Annotated in this window: 18 protein-coding genes, 1 tRNA gene and 1 riboswitch; of the genes, 13 read left to right on the top strand and 6 right to left on the bottom strand. The window is 57.9% G+C overall.

The genetic code is table 11. The features are described from left to right. Nucleotides 1-14: 14 nt before the first annotated feature. The 3 genes from AABA34_RS02510 to AABA34_RS02500 all read left to right on the top strand — a co-directional run bounded on the left by AABA34_RS02510 (nt 15) and on the right by AABA34_RS02500 (nt 3,722). The gene (locus tag AABA34_RS02510) at nt 15-2,621 is read left to right on the top strand and encodes an AAA family ATPase (protein WP_338303745.1); all 2,607 of its coding nucleotides are present in this window, start codon (nt 15-17) and stop codon (nt 2,619-2,621) included. A 532-nt stretch (nt 2,622-3,153) separates the two neighbouring features. Then, nucleotides 3,154-3,342 carry a hypothetical protein gene (locus AABA34_RS02505; protein ID WP_338303744.1) on the top strand — a complete coding sequence of 63 codons (189 nt, stop codon included), beginning with the start codon at nt 3,154-3,156 and terminating at the stop codon, nt 3,340-3,342. Continuing rightward, entirely contained in the window at nt 3,339-3,722 is a 384-nt protein-coding gene (locus tag AABA34_RS02500; protein ID WP_338303743.1) for a DUF3768 domain-containing protein, read from the top strand. Before AABA34_RS02505 ends, AABA34_RS02500 begins: the two co-directional genes overlap by 4 nt. Before the next feature lie 30 nt (nt 3,723-3,752). Here AABA34_RS02500 and AABA34_RS02495 read toward each other — a convergent pair whose 3' ends face one another. After that, nucleotides 3,753-4,667 (bottom strand): HNH endonuclease, encoded by a 915-nt coding sequence (locus AABA34_RS02495; protein WP_338303742.1) that lies wholly within the window; start codon nt 4,665-4,667, stop codon nt 3,753-3,755. A 139-nt stretch (nt 4,668-4,806) separates the two neighbouring features. On the opposite strand from AABA34_RS02495, the gene AABA34_RS02490 reads away from it, so the two are divergent. Further along, on the top strand, nt 4,807-5,031 hold the full coding sequence (locus AABA34_RS02490; protein WP_338303741.1) for a hypothetical protein: 225 nt from the start codon (nt 4,807-4,809) through the stop codon (nt 5,029-5,031). A 154-nt stretch (nt 5,032-5,185) separates the two neighbouring features. Here the strand turns inward: AABA34_RS02490 and AABA34_RS02485 are convergent, their stop codons facing one another. The 4 genes from AABA34_RS02485 to AABA34_RS02470 form a co-directional block, all read right to left on the bottom strand. Beyond that, nucleotides 5,186-6,475, bottom strand: a complete 1,290-nt coding sequence (locus AABA34_RS02485) for an exonuclease domain-containing protein (protein WP_338303740.1) — start codon at nt 6,473-6,475, stop codon at nt 5,186-5,188. 466 nt (nt 6,476-6,941) lie between these two features. Continuing rightward, on the bottom strand, nt 6,942-7,889 hold the full coding sequence (locus tag AABA34_RS02480; protein ID WP_338303739.1) for a hypothetical protein: 948 nt from the start codon (nt 7,887-7,889) through the stop codon (nt 6,942-6,944). Between the two features lie 343 nt (nt 7,890-8,232). After that, complete coding sequence (locus tag AABA34_RS02475) at nt 8,233-9,435, bottom strand: tyrosine-type recombinase/integrase (RefSeq protein ID WP_338303738.1); 1,203 nt, start codon at nt 9,433-9,435, stop codon at nt 8,233-8,235. Nucleotides 9,436-9,612: 177 nt separating this feature from the next. Next, nucleotides 9,613-9,699, bottom strand: a tRNA-Leu gene (locus AABA34_RS02470). A gap of 329 nt (nt 9,700-10,028) precedes the next feature. Between AABA34_RS02470 and AABA34_RS02465 the strand changes: the two genes are divergently transcribed. The 9 genes from AABA34_RS02465 to AABA34_RS02425 all read left to right on the top strand — a co-directional run bounded on the left by AABA34_RS02465 (nt 10,029) and on the right by AABA34_RS02425 (nt 17,902). Next, complete coding sequence (locus tag AABA34_RS02465; RefSeq protein WP_338303737.1) at nt 10,029-10,358, top strand: hypothetical protein; 330 nt, start codon at nt 10,029-10,031, stop codon at nt 10,356-10,358. Nucleotides 10,359-10,692: 334 nt separating this feature from the next. After that, nucleotides 10,693-10,932: a hypothetical protein gene (locus AABA34_RS02460; protein WP_338303736.1), complete on the top strand. Its 240-nt coding sequence runs from the start codon at nt 10,693-10,695 to the stop codon at nt 10,930-10,932. Nucleotides 10,933-11,024: 92 nt separating this feature from the next. Then, the gene (locus tag AABA34_RS02455) at nt 11,025-12,185 is read left to right on the top strand and encodes a tyrosine-type recombinase/integrase (protein WP_338303735.1); all 1,161 of its coding nucleotides are present in this window, start codon (nt 11,025-11,027) and stop codon (nt 12,183-12,185) included. Between the two features lie 65 nt (nt 12,186-12,250). After that, nucleotides 12,251-12,352, top strand: a riboswitch (SAM-I-IV-variant riboswitch). A 49-nt stretch (nt 12,353-12,401) separates the two neighbouring features. Beyond that, nucleotides 12,402-12,716 carry a hypothetical protein gene (locus AABA34_RS02450; RefSeq protein ID WP_338303734.1) on the top strand — a complete coding sequence of 105 codons (315 nt, stop codon included), beginning with the start codon at nt 12,402-12,404 and terminating at the stop codon, nt 12,714-12,716. Further along, nucleotides 12,716-13,663 (top strand): DUF3293 domain-containing protein, encoded by a 948-nt coding sequence (locus tag AABA34_RS02445; RefSeq protein ID WP_338303733.1) that lies wholly within the window; start codon nt 12,716-12,718, stop codon nt 13,661-13,663. Before AABA34_RS02450 ends, AABA34_RS02445 begins: the two co-directional genes overlap by 1 nt. A 4-nt stretch (nt 13,664-13,667) precedes the next feature. After that, the gene (locus AABA34_RS02440) at nt 13,668-13,880 is read left to right on the top strand and encodes a hypothetical protein (RefSeq protein ID WP_338303732.1); all 213 of its coding nucleotides are present in this window, start codon (nt 13,668-13,670) and stop codon (nt 13,878-13,880) included. 523 nt (nt 13,881-14,403) lie between these two features. Continuing rightward, complete coding sequence (locus AABA34_RS02435) at nt 14,404-15,594, top strand: helix-turn-helix domain-containing protein (protein WP_338303731.1); 1,191 nt, start codon at nt 14,404-14,406, stop codon at nt 15,592-15,594. After that, entirely contained in the window at nt 15,591-15,896 is a 306-nt protein-coding gene (locus tag AABA34_RS02430; protein ID WP_338303730.1) for a hypothetical protein, read from the top strand. The genes AABA34_RS02435 and AABA34_RS02430 overlap by 4 nt, the downstream gene beginning before the upstream one ends. Nucleotides 15,897-15,988: 92 nt before the next feature. Beyond that, nucleotides 15,989-17,902 (top strand): NERD domain-containing protein/DEAD/DEAH box helicase, encoded by a 1,914-nt coding sequence (locus AABA34_RS02425; RefSeq protein ID WP_338303729.1) that lies wholly within the window; start codon nt 15,989-15,991, stop codon nt 17,900-17,902. Between the two features lie 149 nt (nt 17,903-18,051). Here the strand turns inward: AABA34_RS02425 and AABA34_RS02420 are convergent, their stop codons facing one another. Then, nucleotides 18,052-18,573: an HD domain-containing protein gene (locus AABA34_RS02420; RefSeq protein ID WP_338303728.1), complete on the bottom strand. Its 522-nt coding sequence runs from the start codon at nt 18,571-18,573 to the stop codon at nt 18,052-18,054. Between the last annotated feature and the right edge of the window lie 3 nt (nt 18,574-18,576).

Genomic DNA, 18,576 nt, shown 5'->3' with positions numbered 1-18,576 from the left:
ATTTTGGGGGCTGCATGACGACCGAAGCCGAGGCGCTGGCCAATATCCTTGCATGGACCGCAGACAGTCCGGGCTGGCAACGCGATGCGTTGCGCAGGCTTGCGGCAGAGGGCAGTGTTGATGCCGCCGGGCTCGATGAACTTGTATTGATCTGCAAAGGCGGCGGTCACGCAGTGCCGTTGGAAGCGGCACACTTGCGCGACCCCAACCGCGATCAGGGCGAAGTCTATCTGCGGCAGGTGCATGACGTGCGCCATGTCAACGCCTTGGCTCCCGATCAGAGGCTGTCCCTTCACCGTGTTGGTCTGACCATCATCTATGGCGATAATGGATCCGGAAAATCCGGCTACGCCCGTATCCTGAAACGCGCGTGCAGGGCGCGCATCTCGGGGCGTGGCGAGGAAATGATCCCCGACATCTACGACGCTCAGCCCGGCACCCCGAGCGCCACCATTGAATACGCGATCAGCGGACAGAACCGCACATGCGCATGGCAGCTTGGCCAGCCTGCCGATACGGCGTTGTCCGCTGTAAGCGTCTTTGATTCCCGCACCGCCAACATCCACGTCGATGAAACCAACGACGTGGCCTACACGCCATTTCCGCTCAAACTGCTGAGCGCGCTGGCCCAGCTCTGTAAGTCGGTCAAAGACAAACTCGCTGCTGAAATCACCCAGCTACAGGCGCAGACGCCGCAGAGCATCAAGACCCCGACATGCAGCCCCACCAGCAAAGTTGGTCAGCTTCTGGCGCGCCTTGCCGCAAACACCGATCCAGCCGCCGTGGAAGCGCTAGCGACTCTCACGCAGGCCGAACAGGACAGGCTCGCGCAACTCACCGCCGACCTGGCCGGTGATCCCTCGCGCGCGGCCCGCCAGCTTGCCGCGTTGAAAGCCAAGGTCGAGGGATACATTGCCCGGCTGGACGGACTGGTTGCCGCCATCGGTGATGACAGCGCCGCCGCACTGCGCCGACTGGCGACCGATAGTGAAGCGGCGCGGCGAGCGGCGGAGGCCGCTTCCGGTGCACTGTTTGCGGGCGAGCCGTTACCCCATATCGGCTCCGAGGTGTGGCAATCGCTGTGGGAAAGCGCGCGGGCCTTTTCGGTTGAGGCGGCCTATCCCGAGCGGGATTTTCCCGTCACCGATCCCGGCAGCCTTTGCGTCCTGTGCCAGCAGGAACTGACCCCACAAGCCGCCGACCGCCTCAATCGCTTCGAGAATTTCGTGCGCGACGACAGCCAGCAGCGAGCCGATGCCGCACGCGCAGCCTATGACGACGCCGTTACGGCATTCGCGAGAAGCGGACTGACTCTGGCCGAACTCGCCGCCATCGTGGCGACCATCCGTGACGATTTGCGTCAGGATGCGCTGGCCACCGAAGTCAGACGTGCGGGCGTACACGCCCTCTGGCGTCATCGTCAGATCAGCCGCCGTCATGCCGACCCCACCGCCATCATCGATGCGAAACTGGTCGCTTTGCCGCCTAAGGCCTTGGTCGATCAGGTGGCGGACCTTGATGCGCGAGGCGAAGCGCTTGTGGCAGAGGCCGATTCCCCTGCGCGCGCGGCGCTGATCGCCGAGCGCACCGAGCTTGCCGATCGGCAATGGCTTAACGGCATCAAGGCAGACGTGCTGGCGCAGATCGAGCGCCTGAAGCAGATCAAGGCGCTCGAAGCGGCACAGCGCGACACCGCGACCAACCGCATAACCACGAAAAGCACGGAAGTTGCGCAGGCATTGGTAACGGACGCGCTGCGCGCGCAGTTTGCGCGTGAGGTGGCGAGTTTCGAGATTGCGGGGCTTGCCGTCGAGTTGCGCCAGCAAAACAGCGTGCAGGGCGTGCCACGCTTCAAGGTTGCGCTGACTCGCAAACCCACTGCATCGGTGGGGCAGGTCTTGAGCGAGGGCGAGCATCGATGCGTCGCCTTGGCCGCGTTCATGGCGGAACTCACCACGACCGAGAACAAATCCGGAATCGTATTTGACGATCCAGTGTCCTCGCTCGACCACATGCACCGCGAGGCCGTTGCCAAACGGCTGATCGCGGAAGCGGCGAACCGCCAGGTCATCGTGTTCACGCACGACCTGGCTTTTCTGTTCGAGCTGGATCGAGCTGCGAAAGAGGTGGACCCTACTCCGCAGGTTGCAATAAGTTCTGTCAGTCGCGGCACCGAAAAGGCTGGTTTCTGTCGTAGTGAGCCTCCCTTCAAGGCACGGCGCGTCACCGACATTACCACAAGCCTGACCAACCAGCTCGCCAATGAACGCTATCACTTCGATCAGGGCGATCAGGACAAATGGCGTGAAACGGTGAAATCTATCGCCGGATCGCTACGAGACACGTGGGAAATCGCGGTTGAGGAAGTCGTCGGCCATGTGATCCGCCGACTGTCCAACGAGGTTAAAACGCCCGGTCTCGTCAAGTTGACTGCGATCACCATCACCGACTGTGAGACCATGCGCGATGGATTCCAGCGGTGTTCCGAGTTGCTGCATAGCACCGCACCGGCGTTGAACCGCCCGCTTCCAAACCCAGATGCCCTCGGAAGTGAAATAACGACTCTCGCCGGTTGGACCGATGATCTGCGCCAACGTCAAAACGCGGCCCGATTGCCGTAAAGTGACTGACATGGCCGAACCCCTCGTCTAATCTTATCCAACAAATGGAAAGCTACCCTGCCGGGCAACCTGCTCTATCCGCTTGCGCAGACCGGGCCTGTAGTCCCGTCCCATCCGGGTGACGATCAGGAGCAGTTCGACGCGGAGCGGGAATTACTGATGGACGCGCTCTGTCCCGCGCATTCTGCGCTCCTGAGGGCGCGGCATCCTTGAGCTAACCCGCAGGCACTCTTGCCTCTCTCATTGCCGGAGGCCCGCTGGCGCACTGATCGCGCGCGCAGGACCTCCGTCCGCTTCGCGCCGTTGCAAGGGTGCCGTTCCTTCTGGATCGCTAGGCGATCCCTGGGGGGAACACCAAGGGCTTTGCCCTCTCGTTCCCGAAACCGGAAATAGACGCCCCCGTGTGGCGAGCTTCGCCCGCTGGCCCGCGCCAGGGCATCGATTCCGGTTTCCCCTCCCCCTCCCATCCTCGCCGGAAGGCAGGCCGCATGCCGCGTGTCGGATGCGGCTTTCAGCCGAAGGAGGGCAGAAAATGGGTGATCCAATCTTGAACTATCGGGCTTGCGGGGCCGAGTGCCGCGAGGACTGGTTGCGAATGCTGGCCAATGAGAACGGTCTGCCGTTCGGAACCGTGCAGCGCTTGGCCGAAGAGCTGGGTGAGTGCGAGGATTTCGGCGAGTTGGTCGAGCTGTGCGAACTTGGTGGGAGGGCGGTGCAATGACTGCTGACACCCTTTCTCGCAGCGAGCGGATTGCCCGGCTCAATGATAGGGCGCGGCAGGCAATGGGCCTTGCCTGTGTTGCCGTGGCGACCGTGGGGTTCCGTTCCTTGTCCGAGGAGGATAAGTCGCGGGTGCGCGAGCTGGTCGAGACATTCGACGCCTTCACGCAGGACAACGATCCTTATGGCGAACGCGATTTCGGGGCGATCTATCTAGATGGCGAAGGCCGCTGGACAACCACGCGACCGGCGCAGCCTGCCGAAACCGTGTTTTGGAAGATCGATGCCTACGACCGCGATTTGCAGTTTGGCAGCGACGACCCGGCCAATCCTTCGGTTACCCGGCGGGTACTCACCATCATGCTTGCCAGCGAATATTGAGTGGAGGCAGTCCGCGCGCCGCCTGACACGTCAGGCGGCGCGTTGATCGACGAAGCAGTGTTCGTTGTGCCAATCGAGAAACGCCGGTTCGGGATCGAACCGGATAGCCGACCGCAATGTTGCGTTCTCGAATTGCCGGAAATAGTCGCGCGTCTCGCGGCTCTGGCTTTCGCTAAGTTGCCGCGAGACGCGAATGCGCCGTTGGCGATCGACCGTGATTAACCCTCGATCGAATGCGCGGTCGAGTGTCGCTGAAAGCAGCAGGCCATTTGCGGGGTTGTGCCGGTTGTCGCTGTCCTTGCCCCATGGCTTGATATGGCTTGCCGTGAGCAATCGCGGATCAGCGATGCCAGTGATGCAGCAGGTCTCTTCGTAATTGGCGAGCACCGCGCGGCGGAATAAGTCCTGGCCGACGCGCTGATTGACGAGTGTCTGTGTGGTGGACTCCCCTTGGTAAGGCTCGAACCGGAATTCGCTGCGCTTTTCATTGAAGCGCGATGGCGCGGGCTGCAGCTCGAACTGGCCGACCTGGGAAGTCCACAAACCTTCCGCCCGCGAGACGAGACCGGTCCAGTCCTGGCCGAACTCTGCATAAGTTGCGCGATCCAGCTTGGACGCACCATCCAGGCCTTTGCGCCCGCTATCGGTAATCTTGGGATCGAGGCTGGCGAAGTTGCACAGCTTCATCGCGACCGAGCTGTTCGTGCGCCCGAGCGCAGCGGCAAGCTCCTGGATTTCCGGAGTGCCCGAGTGCAGCTTTCCGAACGGCAGCTGAAAATAGAGATACAGCGCGAGCACCGTCTCCTCTTTGCTCCAGCGTCTCCGTGAACTGCCCTCGATTGACATGGCAAAGGTTTGGGCGAGAGTGATCCAGGGCGCAAGTCTGGCGGTCTGCCAGGTCTTTGCATGTCTTTCGATCAGGCGGTTTCGTTCCTGAGCACCCAACTGGCCGCACGCGGTCAGCCTTCAATGTTCGGCCCGCGCCGGTTCGCTCCGCTCACCCGTGTTGGACATGAATTCTGCCCTTGGCCGTGCGGCCTTCCAGGTTGGTGCAACGAGCCACCAGATACGAAAGGAAATCATCATGGCACGCAGCAATACCGCACCCGCGCAGGAGACCAATCCGCCGGACTTCCGCGCCTGGCATGTCGCCAACAAAGGCGACAAGGGATTCTGGACCCGCATCGGAGCCGCCTGGTTCCACCGCGACCGCAAGGGTATTTCGCTTCAATTGGAAGTGGTGCCGATCAATGGACGGATCGTCCTGCGTACGCCGCTGGACGATGAGAAGAAGGAACCGGGTGCGTAGCGCCCGGCCTTCGCGCGGATCGACAGAAAGTGGGCAGGTAAGTGAACGTCCGGTTCGGACAGGTGAACCGGTCCCTGGTTCAATTCGCTCTACGCCATGTGAATATGCCCATCAGGCCACCGAACCATTGTATGCGAGCAGACTGTCGAGCACGTCATGATTTGCGCAGGCGTATGCGATATTGGTAGGGCGCAAGCCGTTCGAGCACCGCAAAGTCACCGACTCGAGCGGAATGGCGAAGAAAAAACTCACGAGCCAAGGCCCGATTCCGGAAAAACTTCTTCGAACCATCGAGGTCCGTCATGACTGGCGCGCCGCCACCGTAATCGACAGAAACCTGTCGCGGCGCAACGGAAGCCTTATTGGATCCGCCGATGGCGTCGGTTGGGAACTGATCGAAGAAGCCACGCAGGTAAATATGCGAATTATCAATATTCGCCTGCGTGATCTCCACCTCACCAAGAACATGGGTGCCAGCGCCCCCTCGTGCCAATGCTGGCGAAGAAACGATAGCTAGGCGAGTTGACACTCGCCCGGTTGGTGGGCTGGGTAGCGGGCTGATGGCCAAACCCCGATCTAACTGCTCGGCCAGCAGCACAACCTGTGCCGCTGCCCTGGCATCCTCTCCCGCATCATGGTGGTCAAAGCTCAGCGACAGGACCGATTTCAGATTGGCAAGGCCATAGCCCCCGTTTCCTTGTAATTCTGGCCACGCCTTTCGGGCGATCTGAATGCTGTCACGCCAATTCCAAGATGGCGGCGACAACCCGATTTGATGGCAAGCGGCAGCAATCGAACTGCGGTCGAAGCTGGAATGCTGGTATACTGGGACGCCTCGCAGTGTCTCGTTTAGTACGGCGATCACTTGGGCGAACACTGGGGCACCAGAAACAGTATGCGCACTGATGCCGTGCAAGCCGGTGAAGTGCCAATCTCGTACTTGGGGGTCGATATACGTCTTCCAAGAAGCAATCGAGTTGTCGGGACGCACGCAGGCCACGCCGATCTGGCAGATGCTGCTTCGGTCATTGTTTGCCGTTTCGACATCAAGTGCGACAAATCGGAAGGGGCCCTTGGGGAAGGAGGGCACACTGGCATCAGATGTATCCGGAGTTTTGGCATTCGCCAATTGCCCGGTGGCAGCAAGCGAGCGTTGGCGTTGACGCTCGAGAGCTGCCCTTTCTCGCTCGCCCCAGCCCAAATGGCGGATGGTTTCGTCGACCAATTGTAGCGGCTCATCGTAAATTGCGGTCTTGTGCCCATTCCACGCGGTGGCTTCGGCAGGCGCTATTGCGATGACCTCGGCTTCGAGCCGGCCGATGTCAGCGGTGTCGGGCAAGACGACCCAGACCGCACGGCAATGCTGGGCGACAAAAGCATTCCGCAACTTCTTAGCGATGCGTCCATCGGCCTCGGTGGCGCCGTCGAGCCGCTGTCGCCACATTCTTCCGGTGTTATACATTGTGGAGAAATAGTGGCTAAGGTGCTCTGAGCCCGTTCGGTGTTTTTGGTGGATCCGGCTGTAGAAGGTCTGTCCCGGAGATTTGGTCGAGCCAATGTATCGCAAATTTCCGAGATGGTCGACCAGGCCATAGAGCCCTCGCGCGTCCCTAGGGGCCTCGCAAGTGTGGCGGTGCGGAGCGGCTAACAACTGGGCTAGCAAGTTTTGGGCTGAGAGTTCCATGTTAGTCCTTTCGAGCTGGAAGCGCGCCTTTCGCATTGCGGCCCGAGAAGTTGGTGTAGGGCCAAAACTGAAGGCGATGTCATGGTTGATGGTTGCCGTCTCTCCGAGCTGTCACGCTTTCCCTGCGTTTGGGTCCGACAGAAGGGGAAAGGTGAACCCTTCTGCGTGCCGGAAAGGATGGACATGCTATCCGGCTTTGCACGGGCGGACTTGTGCCCGCCGCAGATCATCCCTTCGACAGTGCCGAAGACGGTTTGGATGATCCTTCCGTGTCCTTCTCCATGACTAGGCTGATCAAATTTTCGGCAAGGTGATGGTCGGCCTCACCGTCACTAATTTTACGGATTGCAAGCTCATTCACTCCCAGGGCAGACTCCAGCGTTTTCTGCGTTTCTCCGGTCAGATAGGCTCCCATCAATGCCGCACGAGCTCGTGTCTGTAGATCCGAGATGTTGTTTAACCGCTGTTGCACAATGCCATGCCGGACCGGGCCAATCTGAAACGATTTACGCGAACGTAGCCACGCCATCGCGTCAAGGCTGTTGACTGCGACGAAAGCCCTTCCGGCTACCCTAAGCCCTGGGACGGCTTTATGCTCGATTGTCCGGACTGAGCGAGTTGGCCCCACCGAATTGCGGAGTGACCTTTCGTCTATTCCTGCGATGAAAGACAAATCGATTGGGGTCAGAAATGCGTCATCAGCCTTGCCCCACAATACGGCATTGATACCCTCAAGCAGGTGATGCCACGCTCGTCCGCGGAGAAACAGGTCCTTTACTGCGCCATTGATGCACCCAGTCCAGTCGAGGCCACCCAAGGCGACAGTAGCGAGCCCAGCCAGGTAGAGCTCGATGAAGTCGAGATGCTCCTGCTTGATCCAGTCGCTATCGAAGGCATCGCTTCCGGGACCATAGCCAGTACTGCACGAAGCTAGCGTCGCATATAGCTCTTGGACGTGTCGGGTAATTGCCAGGGGCTGAAGGTCGATTTGCTCCAAGGCCTCTGCACTGCCGAAACAATCAGTTGGCAAACAATCAACGCCCGCAACCCCTGTCAGCTCTTCGACCAGTTTTGAGCCCTTATCGGCGCCGCCGAGCAGATAGAGAGTCTCCGCTTGGACTACGATGGTTTCCTTCAAATTGGACATTAGCACGTCGAGATCGGGTAACTTCATGGCTATAACCTTTCATGATACCCTACCTATCATCGAAAGTGGCGATTCGTGCAAGAGAAAAGTGATAGGTGACCCATCATTTTTTCATGACGGAAGTGTCATCGACAAACAATGGCTACCTTGGCCATGGGGTCTTGATCACGTCGACATTCAAGGCCTTCAAGGTGAACACCCCACTAGAAGCCATCGCTCACAGTGTTCGCATCGAGACACAGCACCACCCCAGCCCCGCTTGCCAGTTAATGGCTGGAAGGAGCTTCTGAACGGCAGGTTACGAACGCGGTGATTTCGCCCTCTTTAGTCCACTCTCTAAGCGCAAAGTGCCCACTAAACCACTTACCGGTCAGCGGCTCGCTCCGCGTTGTCGAAGCTCATCAAGATAGTCGCTCCACCATTGCGCCATCTTCACGCGCTCATCCCAGTAGTTCCCCCGATTGTAGACGCCGCGAATAGCGTTGCTGTCGCCATGGGCGAGAGCGCGCTCGATGGCGTCGGGATGCCAGAGCCCGCTCTCGTTGAGCATGGTCGAGGCCGTTGAGCGTAGGCCATGCGCTGTCACTTCGTCTTTGGTGAACCCCATACGTCGAAATGCAGCATTGATGGTATTCTCGCTCATTGGGCGCTGGCCAGTATGGAACGCCGGGAAGATGTACCCCTTGCCGCCAGTGATCGCTTTTAGCTCTCGAAACAGCTCCAATACCTGGCGTGATAGAGGCACAACATGGGTCCGGCGCGCCTTCATCTTGCCTTCCGGAATTGTCCACGTGGCCTTGTCCCAATCGATCTCGTTCCACTCGCCGTGGCGAAGCTCACCGGGTCGCACAAAAACATGCGGTGCGATCTTCAGCGCAAACTTCGTCGCCGGGTAGCATTCGAAATCATCGATAGCACGAAGCAGCCCACCCAACTTTTCTGGTTCGAGGATCGCCGCGTAGTGTCGTGCTTTTGGCGTGACCAATGCGCCCTGCAGGATCGAGGTTGGATCGGTTTGGCACTGGCCAAGCGCGGCCCCATACCGGAATACCCGGCTTGCGAAGGATCGGCATTTCTTCGCGGTTTCGAGATTGCCTTTGGCTTCGAGCTTCTTGAGCGCCGCCAGCATTAGCTGCGGATCGACGTCGTTGATCGGCATGTTGCCGATTGCGGGCTTGAGCAGTTCGAGGAACCAGCGCGCCTTGCGCAGCGTGGCTTCCGCCCTGCCTTCAGGCACCATCTTCTCGTCGATGTACTTGTTGGCGATGACCTCGAAGGTGTTCTCCGCACCCAGCTTGATCCTGGCCTTCTTGCGCTTACGCTCCAGCATCGGATCGACGCCATCCGAAACCTTGAGCCGCGCCCGGTCGCGAAGCTGACGCGCTTGCGACAAGCTGACCTCTGGGAACGCGCCGATGGGCAGCTTCTTTTCCTTCCCGCCGAAGCGGTACTTGAAATACCAGAGCTTGGAGCCGTTCGGCTTCACCAGAAGCAGCAGCCCCCGCGAGTCGTATTTCTTGTACGACTTATCGGCAGCTCGGAAGCCTTTGATTTCCTGCACATTGAGGCTCATTTGGGGGCCTCACTTTTGTGCAAGTTGGGGCCTTTTGAGCTGGAGCCCCCAGCCGAGGCCCCCACAGACGTTGGAACAAAGCGGAACAAAACAAGACCTCGCTTTCTGCGCTTGAGGTCAAGAATGGCAGAATTCCGCCATTTCTGCAATGTTTTGGAACGTTCTGATGAGAACAAATGGTGCCCAGAAGAGGACTCGAACCTCCACGCCCTTGCGAGCGCCGCCACCTGAAGACGGTGCGTCTACCAATTCCGCCATCTGGGCACACGGCCGCCCGGTCAATTGTCGCGGGCGGCGGGTAGGAGCGGGCCGATAGCGATCTCGGGCGCGCTCTGTCAATGGGTATCTTTGGGCCGCGTCGCGCCTCGGCGCCCCGTTTGCAGCGAGGAGCCTTGAAACGGGATCAGCCGAGATCGCGAACTCGGCCTCTACGAACAGGCGATGATTCTGCGCGCGATCGAGGAGGGGCGGTTTCTGCTGGTGGGCGCCGATGCCGAAACAAGGAGGCTCGCACGCGTTATCTTGCCTTTGCCGAAAGCCCGGCCGCCCGGTGGCAGGGCAATTTCCGCGATCTCGCCGCCAGCGTGACCCGCATGGCGACGCTGTGTCCCACCGGCAGGATCGACAGCGCGGCGGTGGATTTCGAGTCGCAGCGCCTCGCGCGGCTGTGGTCGGGCCAGGCGGCAGAGGGCGGGCAATTGGAGGAACTCATCGGCCAGGACCGAATGGCGATGATCGACCCGTTTGATCGCGTGCAGCTCAAATATGTGATCGAGGTCTGCCGCAAGTCAGCCAGCCTGTCCGAAGCAGGCCGCGCCCTGTTCGCCGCCTCGTGCACTCAGCGCAAATCCACCAATGACGCCGATCGCCTGCGCAAATACCTCGCCAGATTCGACCTCGATTGGAACGCCATCCCGCAATAGACAGCGAGCCCCGCTCCAAAAGGCTGGAAGAAATTTGTCCGTCATTATCCCTCAGGATTTTGGGACCGCCACAATGTGCAAGGCCGGCAACCTGAAATTGCCTCTGGAAAATTCGCCATTCCCCTCTGCCTGCGGCTGATGAAGGGTTACTCGAAAACCTACGCAATCCCTCCACAATTGACGCTATGATCGTACTCCATCAGGGTAATTGCGAGATACGGGATGGAAGCCGCTGCATCGTGAACGACTTGCCTGAAACCGTCAAACTTGGGCCTCCTTCCATGTGGATGCCGCGAGGCCTGCGCCTTTGCCCCGATCTGGCAAGGGGCTGAACTTGCGCATTTCTCACAAGCTGTTCCTGCTCGTCGCTGGCACCGCGCTGCTGTCGACCGTGGCGATCGCGGGCGTCACTGTCTGGAACCTGTCACGAGGCTTCGACGCCTATCTTGCGGAGCGTGACGCACAACGGCTTGAAACCCTGGCGCACCCGACAGGATTCGAACCTGTGACCTCTGCCTTCGGAGGGCGGAGAAAACGAACTCTGCCGAACAAGGTCGGACGCGTATATTATTGAATTTTCTAGTCTCATAGTCCGGCCTTGTTCGACTGCTTCCGACCATGTATTCCGTACGCATTCCGTACAAAATGGGATTGGAGTGAACGCGCGTGGCGTGCGACCTGAGCAAAGTAGGCGAGAGGGAAAGGCTCAAGGCCAGGCGGGAGCCCTACTGGAATCGGCTGAGGGCTGGATGTTTCCTCGGGTTTCGCCCATCCAAGCGCGGCGGTGCTGGCTCATGGGTGGCAAGGGCCTATGACGAGGACAAAAGATCCTATCGCCTCAAGGCACTCGGCGACTTTGGCGATCTCGCCGGCAAAGACAGGTTCACAGCAGCGAAGAAGGAAGCAGAAGCCTTCGCCGAGCAGGTAGAGGCTGGCGGGGTGGTGGTAGTTAGGCTCGAAACGGTGGGAGATGCATGCCAAGCCTATTCGGAGACCAAACCCGACGCCGAGGGTCGCTTTAAGCGCTACGTCTACGGAGACCCGCTAGCTAAGGTTCGATTGGACAAACTGCGCAAGCGCCACTTGATGGATTGGCGCGCAAGGCTCGAAGCCACGCCCGCACAGGTCAGTCGACGCAAGAAGGGCGAGAAACGCATCCGAGAGCGCGCGCCTGCAACCATCAATCGGGATATGGCTGCGCTTCGGGCGGCGCTGACCAAGGTCATTGCACCCGGAACCCCCAAAACCGAGGCTGCATGGCAGGAAGCATTGCGCGCCATTCCAAACGCCGATCGCCAGCGAACGCTGTACCTCGGCCGCGGGCAGCGCAGAACATTGCTTGCGCAGGTCCAACCTGAAGCCGCGCCCTTCGTCGAAGCTTTGTGCCTACTTCCTCTGCGACCCGGCGCGATTGCGGCTTTGACTGTCGGCGATTTCGACAAGCGCACCAATGAGCTAACGATAGACAATGACAAGATCGACAAGCGTCGCCGCATTCAGGTGCCCGACCAGGCCGCCACCCTCTTGGCCTCCCAGTCGGAGGACAAGCTGCCCACTGCCCCGATCTTCATGCGCGCTAACGGCAAGCCGTGGGACAAGAACAGCTGGAAACTACCGATTAGAGTTGCCGCGGAAGAGGCCAATCTCCCCGCAGGAGTAACCGCCTACACTCTTCGACACAGCACCATCACCGATCTCGTTCAGGCTGGCTTGCCACTGCTTACGATTGCCCAAATATCCGGGACAAGCGCCGAAATGATCGAGAAGCACTATGGGCACCTCACCAGCGATTTCGCTGTCGCTGCGCTGTCACAGCTCGCTTTCTGAGCCGCACTAGAAGGCTTTCAAATTCTGAATGTGTTTGACTCTGCAGCTAGTACTTGGCAGCTTTCAATGTGCATCAAGAGAAGGGCGATCCGCCCTCGCCAACCTGCCAGTCCGGGCAAGGTGGTACCCGCAAGGGGATGTGGCTGAAGGCAACGAAGCGGGCTTTGCAGCAACATCGGATCGTCGTTCTCCTGTGCTTGAACGGGAGAAAGAGTGATGGATCGTAATTGGCAGATTGGCGACCTTGCCCTTTGTATCAAGCAAGGGCGGTGGCGTGAGCGAGTGACTGGTAAGGCCGTGAGCATTGGCCCCCGTGCGGGGGAGATTTTGACGGTGGTTCGTTTAGACTACAGCCATCTCCCAAAGAACGTGGGCCAACTCCTCCTCGGCTTTGAAATGCACGGAAGTGACCTGTTCGCCGCCGATCGTTTCATAAGGATCAATCCGGATCATTCTGGCGACCGCGAGGACCTCAATGTGCAAAAACCGCAGCACTTGAATGCCGATCGCCGCTACGAGGTGCACTCCTGATGGCCAGTTCGGATCAACTAAATGCAATTGTGGAGTTTTGCGCCTCTGAAGCAAGGATTTGCCCTGAGCCCAATGCTTGGCACCGCTTTTGGCTGGCAGTCAAGAATGCGGCTGGAAGGCGGCGCATTGGTGGCTTTGACTTTAACATGCGTATGGATCACGACCGGTCCACCAAAAGTTTGAACCTCGAGCCTCCGCTTCCGAATATTCTGGCCTCTTGGTGGGGGACCTCTGACGTCCAAAAAGTTGAGACGCTAAAAAGCCAACTGTTGTGGGCCGCGCAGCATGGCGCACTCGATGTCGCAGATCGATTTCTGCGTGGCTTGAGGGCCGACGAGTGGCATCGCGCGGAAGAGCCTTCAACATCCTCTGTCATCGCATTCATGGAGCAGGAGTGGCGGATGAGCGTTGAAGCAAAGCGCATAGGGCAGGCGGAGAACCGCCAACAGCGGCTCGCAGCAGCACAGGCGCATAGAGACAGGAAAGCTCCAATTGACCGCAGGTATAGGTCAAGTTTGGATCAGAATTTGATCAGAGCATACGAAGCAACGGCCTACGTTGTTTTTGCGGAACCGGAGTTTGCGATGCGGATCGGTCAGCGGTCCGGTCCGATTTTTGAGCTATTCAATCGCACCGGCACTAACTGTGCCGCCTACATCACCGCCTGGAACCCGAAGGGCGAGGCTTGTGATCCGGTAGACAACGCGGCGGCACAAAAGAGGCTTGCGGCTTGTGTCGAAGAATTGGGGCTCGACTCCATCAAAGGCGAAGGGCGAGGTGAGATCGGCGATTGGCCGCCTGAGGAGAGCCTGCTGATCCTTGGCTGCAAACGCAACCGCGCAAAGAGGCTCGGGCACAGGTTCAAGCAGAACGCAGTGGTCTGGATCGGCGCTGGCGCGGTACCCGAACTCATCATGCTCGTGCCGTTCAAGAAAGCTCAGGAGTAGCATTATGACCAGCAATCTTGGCGACAACGAATCCGAAGAAGACGGCATCCGCGCATTTGTTCGAAGGAACACGCGCGTGAGACTGATGGCGGCTGGTCTGCTTAGCCCGAAACGCAAGAGAACCGAGGAAAGCTTCGCGCTCGAAATGCGCATTCGCCATGAGGCGCAAGCTCAAGAGGACTGGGCACTTATCCGTTTGCGAGAGAAGCAAAAGTAATTCAACTTTCCGCGCAAGAGCGCAGGATCAGCGGCTTGGATTGCTCGAACCCTCGTGCGAGACGATCGTCAACTCGATGTCACTTGTGCCGAGGAGGCCGATTTTCGCACTCCGCGGGCGAAGCCGTCCAAGCGCTGTCACGCCTGCGGGCGACCCAGCATCAAGCCGAGCGCCAGCACAAAGCGCCTGAATAAGGTCTTCACGCCAGCGTGCCGCTATTCGAGGTGGTATGCTGAACACAGCGGCTGGCGGCCGAAAGCAACACTGACATTTCACGAAGGGCCGACTGCCCCCGTGGGGGCGAACCACACAAGGGAGGTTGGCCATGAAAGCCCTAATAGACAACATCACAACCACCCTTATGGACATACAAGATCTATTCTCGTGTCCATCAGATGCCCATATTTGGGCAATTGGGGCTATTCTTCGACAATTATGAGATTTTATAGACACATCTTGTCACCTAGCATGTCTATCATTGCTCGCTAAACTGAGCGGGTCAAACGATAAAAGGACCAAAGCAATGGCTTTCGATAAGGGACTGCTCCGCCGCAAGATCACAGAGGCCGGCATAAGCCAAGTTAGGCTTGCCACACTGATCAATGTTACCCCTCGAACAGTGAACCGATGGCTGCGAGGAGAGAAGCCGCCGAAGGTGAGCCATATCGAGAAGCTCGCCACAGCTCTGCACTGTCGACCTGAGGATTTCGATCATCGCTACGCCGATGGAGAGGACGAAATTCATGTGGAGGGGCGGATCTCGGCTGCATCTCACAATGCCTATACCACGATGAATTTCATCTACGGGGTCGATCAACAGACCATCATCGAGTTGGCGCCAGTTCTGTTTGCACTCGTTGCCGCACGAGCAGTAAATCTTCCGCAGGAGGACGATCTCTGGTGGGCCGCGATTGTAGAAGAGGGGCGGTCGCGCGGGCTGGACCACTTGCAGCGGTTTCCAGATTTTCAGGACCAAGAAGGCTTTTCGATCGACCAAGAGGCCGCAATCGGCGACCAGTGTTTTGGCAAAAGAGCAGATGATGACTGTGTGGCCTCTCCTCGCAACCTATTCGTTGAAGCCATGCGGCGCATCGCCGAAGAGGTCGGCCTAAAAGGCAGTATGGCTCAGTTCGAGCCGGTCGCTGCCGGGGAAGTCCCTAATGCTCGAGGATTCAACCCCCATGTCGCCTTGTTCAATTTCATCGCTGAGGGCGATGCTCAAATTGTGCGAAAGCTAGTGATGGGTGACATCCGCTTGTTTCAGAGCTTCAAAAAAGCGGAACTCAACGCAAACGGCAGCTTTGAGGTGAAGGCGGAAATCATCCGTAAGGATCTAGCGGACCAAGCCGCAGACCATCTCTCGAAACTCGAGGAGCGTCGCAACAAGGAGCTGATCCGACTCAGCAAGTGGCGCAAATCTTATGAGGAGAGTTTTCCAGAGCTCGCGCAAGAATACGATGACCTCGTAAAAGCGTTTTGCAAACCGGAGGGATGGTATCCGGATTACTATAGCGATTTGCACCGAGAGGCAGACTACGCCAATCCTTTCGCCGAAACTCGTTTCATCGATGAGGATCGGCTTCCCAAAACCTCCGATGACTCCACGAGAAGTAAGTATTGGCTTTCCTTTAACGCCCCAGAGGCAAGGCGCTTGAATGAGCTTAAATCCCACAGATCGAGAAGTAAGGCTGGCTTTCGGGAGGCCGAGCTATGAGCAAGCTTCAACCCGGTATGATTGCTGCCCTTGCACTTCATGAACCCGCACCGCTGACGCAGCATGCTGCGTTACGGTGTCAGCAGCGCTCGATTCCAAGATACGTGATCGATTTGCTCGTCGACTTTGGCAATGAGGAGCCCGCCCCAGGCGGTTGCTACCGATACTTTTTCACGAAGCGAACTTGGCAGGCGTTTTCCGTAGCCTGCGGTTCAAGGCTGAAAGAGTTTGAGCGCTTTCGCTCTGCATACGCCGTCGTCGGCCAAGGCGGCCAGATCGTGACGGTGGGCTGGCTACACTGACAAGAAGACCGTCGGCAGGCAGGCTCGCCTCTTCCTTTTGCGATGCTCAGCCAGTCGAATAAACACATCAACAACACCTACGCGAGATGGCCATGCCCCGAACCGTTCATCCTCCTAAGAAGCAACTGGATAAATTGCGCCAGCCCCTAACGTCTGGGGAGAAAATGGTACTCGATTTTCTCGACCGCAAGCTCGACAAACAATGGGAGATCTACATCCAGCCACACCTCAACGGTCTGCGTCCGGACTTCGTGCTCTTGAATCCGGCTTTTGGCATTGGCGTTATTGAGGTGAAGGACTGGAATCTCGACGCCATGCACTATTTCATTAAGACGCATCCGAGCGGCTTTAACGAGCTATATGCTCGAAATGAGCTTAGAGAATTTGCAGTCGAAAACCCTTTCACGAAAATCAAGAAATACAAGCAAGAAATATTTGATGTCTACTGCCCAAGGTTGCAGAAAAAAGCGGGTTTTGCGGCGATTTGCCCAATCGTGATATTTCCATTTGCTGCCAGATATCGAGTGATGGCGCTTCAGGAAAGCTTTCTAGACAAACGAGCTATTGAAAACCGGAGTGAGTGGTTCCCCGTTGCTGGTAGAGAAGACCTTGCGAACGGGCGACTGGAAGCGATACTACCGCTTTTAAATAGATCCGATTGCCCTATGACGCCCGCTTTAGCTGACGATCTGCGAGGTTGGTTGGTCGAACCAGATTTCGCCAGCACTCAACGTCAACCACTGATTCTCGACAAGAGCCAGCGGACACTGGCTGAAACGAGGACATCATCGGGCTATCGTCGCATCAAAGGTCCGGCCGGATCCGGAAAATCGCTGGTTCTTGCTGCTCGAGCCGCGAAGCTAGCAAGCGAAGGCAAATCTGTCCTCTTTGTTACGTTTAACATGACCCTTTGGCACTACCTGCGCGACCTCGTCGCTCGCGGTGTGACGCGTCAAGATTGGATGCAAAACATCACATTTGTTCACTTTCACCAATGGTGCAAGCGCGTCTGTGAGCATCCCGCATACCTAAAAAGATATGCTATGATTATGGCACCCATCAAAAAGATTGCAGATGATGAGAGCTTGAATGACAAGGAAAAGAAGCGTCGAATCAGTGCCATAGCCACCCCTATTCTAGAAGATCAAGTCCCGCGCCTCGCCCTAGAGGCGGCACGTTCGCAAGACTCGAAATTCGATGCGGTGTTAGTAGATGAGGGACAAGACTTTCTGCCTCTTTGGTGGAATGCACTTCGAGGCGTGCGCAACGACGATGATGCAGAAATGGTCTTGGTAGCAGACGCTACCCAAGATGTTTATGGCAAGGCTATAAGTTGGACCGAAGACGCAATGTCGGGCGCTGGCTTCAAAGGCGAGTGGGCGCGGCTGAAACTCGGCTATCGATCACCGTCCAATAGCGTACGATTGGCTAGCGACTTTGCCAAACACTTCCTGCCTCCAGAAGCCTGCGACCTACCCCAACCAGCTCAAGGTAATCTAGAGCTTGATGAAAGCACGGTGGAATGGATTCAGTGCGACAAGCAAAGTGCCGTTAGAAGTTGCGTGGATGCAGTGCTCGCCATGCACAGAAAGACGGGCAACCAGGGCTTGGCTAATGCCGACATCGTCTTCCTATGCGATAGTATCGATCACGGACTAGAGTTCATTAAGGAGCTCACGACATACGATGCGTTTCGGATAAGCGTCGCACATACGTATGCCCACAATAAGGGCGAAGAAAGTCGGCGAAAGATGGCTTTTTGGCTGGGGGACGCGCGCATGAAGGCGACCACATTCCACAGCTTCAAGGGATGGGAAACGCGACTACTCGTGATCTACATCGCTAACGCGCGCGGGCGCGAGAACCGTTCAGCCATTTATGCCGCGCTGACACGCCTCAAACGAAGCGAGCTAGGCAGCCACCTCACAGTAGTATGCTCTGCGCCCGAACTTGCGGCGTTTGGCGCAAAATATGCCGAGGCTGAAAATAGATCCGTGGCCGGCTAGTCAATCAAGCCGATAGGAATAGCTTGAAATTCAACGAGCCAAATCTCCGGTTTTTGGCATGCTGCGATATCTCATTGAGGGCATGGTCCTGCAACAGCCAAGCTGGGGGACTTGGTATATGATCAGCGAAGCACCTTTGGAGCTCTTCCTCATTCAATTGCGCCCCGCGCCTCATCAAACATGCAATCTAGCGCTGCATTGGCCCCCACACACCCGCCAGCGACCATCTCGGCGAACTGGACGTAGGCGCCCACGCGCTTAGCGTCCCAGCCGACCGGTGGGGTCTTGAGATCGCGCAAGTTGGCGATCTTGTCTCCAAGCTTGATCTGCTTGGCATCGTCCGACTTGGTCGGTGCCTTGAGCACTTGCAGCCGCTTGCGCTCTAACTTGTCGAGATTCTTGTCGTCGGTCACCTCAAGTACCAGTCCGCAGACGCGTTCTCCGAACCGTGCAGTCAGCTCTTCGACCGTGGTTTTCGTGTCTTCGATCGTGTCGTGCAGGATCGCCGCCATCAGCACCTCGACATCTTCGACCCCTGCATCGGTGAGGATGCGCGCCACGTCGAGCGGGTGATTGATATAGGGGGTGGCATCCACATCCTTGCGGCGCTGTTCGCGGTGTTTGAAGGCCGCGAAACTGGCAGCATCTAGGATTCTGGCAACATCATTCATTGG

Source organism: Erythrobacter sp. Dej080120_24, from assembly GCF_036322605.1.
Classification (GTDB): Bacteria; Pseudomonadota; Alphaproteobacteria; order Sphingomonadales; family Sphingomonadaceae; genus Erythrobacter; species Erythrobacter aurantius.
Note: the sequence above shows the minus strand (reverse complement) of the source record. Positions and strands in the feature narration are given on the sequence as shown.

Excerpts from the sequence above, each read along its gene's own strand:
- AABA34_RS02510 (WP_338303745.1), top strand. The coding sequence starts at position 15 with ATGACGACCGAAGCCGAGGCGCTGGCCAATATCCTTGCATGGACCGCA.
- AABA34_RS02505 (WP_338303744.1), top strand. The coding sequence starts at position 3,154 with ATGGGTGATCCAATCTTGAACTATCGGGCTTGCGGGGCCGAGTGCCGC.
- AABA34_RS02500 (WP_338303743.1), top strand. The coding sequence starts at position 3,339 with ATGACTGCTGACACCCTTTCTCGCAGCGAGCGGATTGCCCGGCTCAAT.
- AABA34_RS02490 (WP_338303741.1), top strand. The coding sequence starts at position 4,807 with ATGGCACGCAGCAATACCGCACCCGCGCAGGAGACCAATCCGCCGGAC.
- AABA34_RS02485 (WP_338303740.1), bottom strand. The coding sequence starts at position 6,475 with ATGTGGCGACAGCGGCTCGACGGCGCCACCGAGGCCGATGGACGCATC.
- AABA34_RS02480 (WP_338303739.1), bottom strand. The coding sequence starts at position 7,889 with ATGAAGTTACCCGATCTCGACGTGCTAATGTCCAATTTGAAGGAAACC.
- AABA34_RS02475 (WP_338303738.1), bottom strand. The coding sequence starts at position 9,435 with ATGAGCCTCAATGTGCAGGAAATCAAAGGCTTCCGAGCTGCCGATAAG.
- AABA34_RS02465 (WP_338303737.1), top strand. The coding sequence starts at position 10,029 with ATGGCGACGCTGTGTCCCACCGGCAGGATCGACAGCGCGGCGGTGGAT.
- AABA34_RS02450 (WP_338303734.1), top strand. The coding sequence starts at position 12,402 with ATGGATCGTAATTGGCAGATTGGCGACCTTGCCCTTTGTATCAAGCAA.
- AABA34_RS02445 (WP_338303733.1), top strand. The coding sequence starts at position 12,716 with ATGGCCAGTTCGGATCAACTAAATGCAATTGTGGAGTTTTGCGCCTCT.
- AABA34_RS02440 (WP_338303732.1), top strand. The coding sequence starts at position 13,668 with ATGACCAGCAATCTTGGCGACAACGAATCCGAAGAAGACGGCATCCGC.
- AABA34_RS02435 (WP_338303731.1), top strand. The coding sequence starts at position 14,404 with ATGGCTTTCGATAAGGGACTGCTCCGCCGCAAGATCACAGAGGCCGGC.
- AABA34_RS02430 (WP_338303730.1), top strand. The coding sequence starts at position 15,591 with ATGAGCAAGCTTCAACCCGGTATGATTGCTGCCCTTGCACTTCATGAA.
- AABA34_RS02425 (WP_338303729.1), top strand. The coding sequence starts at position 15,989 with ATGCCCCGAACCGTTCATCCTCCTAAGAAGCAACTGGATAAATTGCGC.
- AABA34_RS02420 (WP_338303728.1), bottom strand. The coding sequence starts at position 18,573 with ATGAATGATGTTGCCAGAATCCTAGATGCTGCCAGTTTCGCGGCCTTC.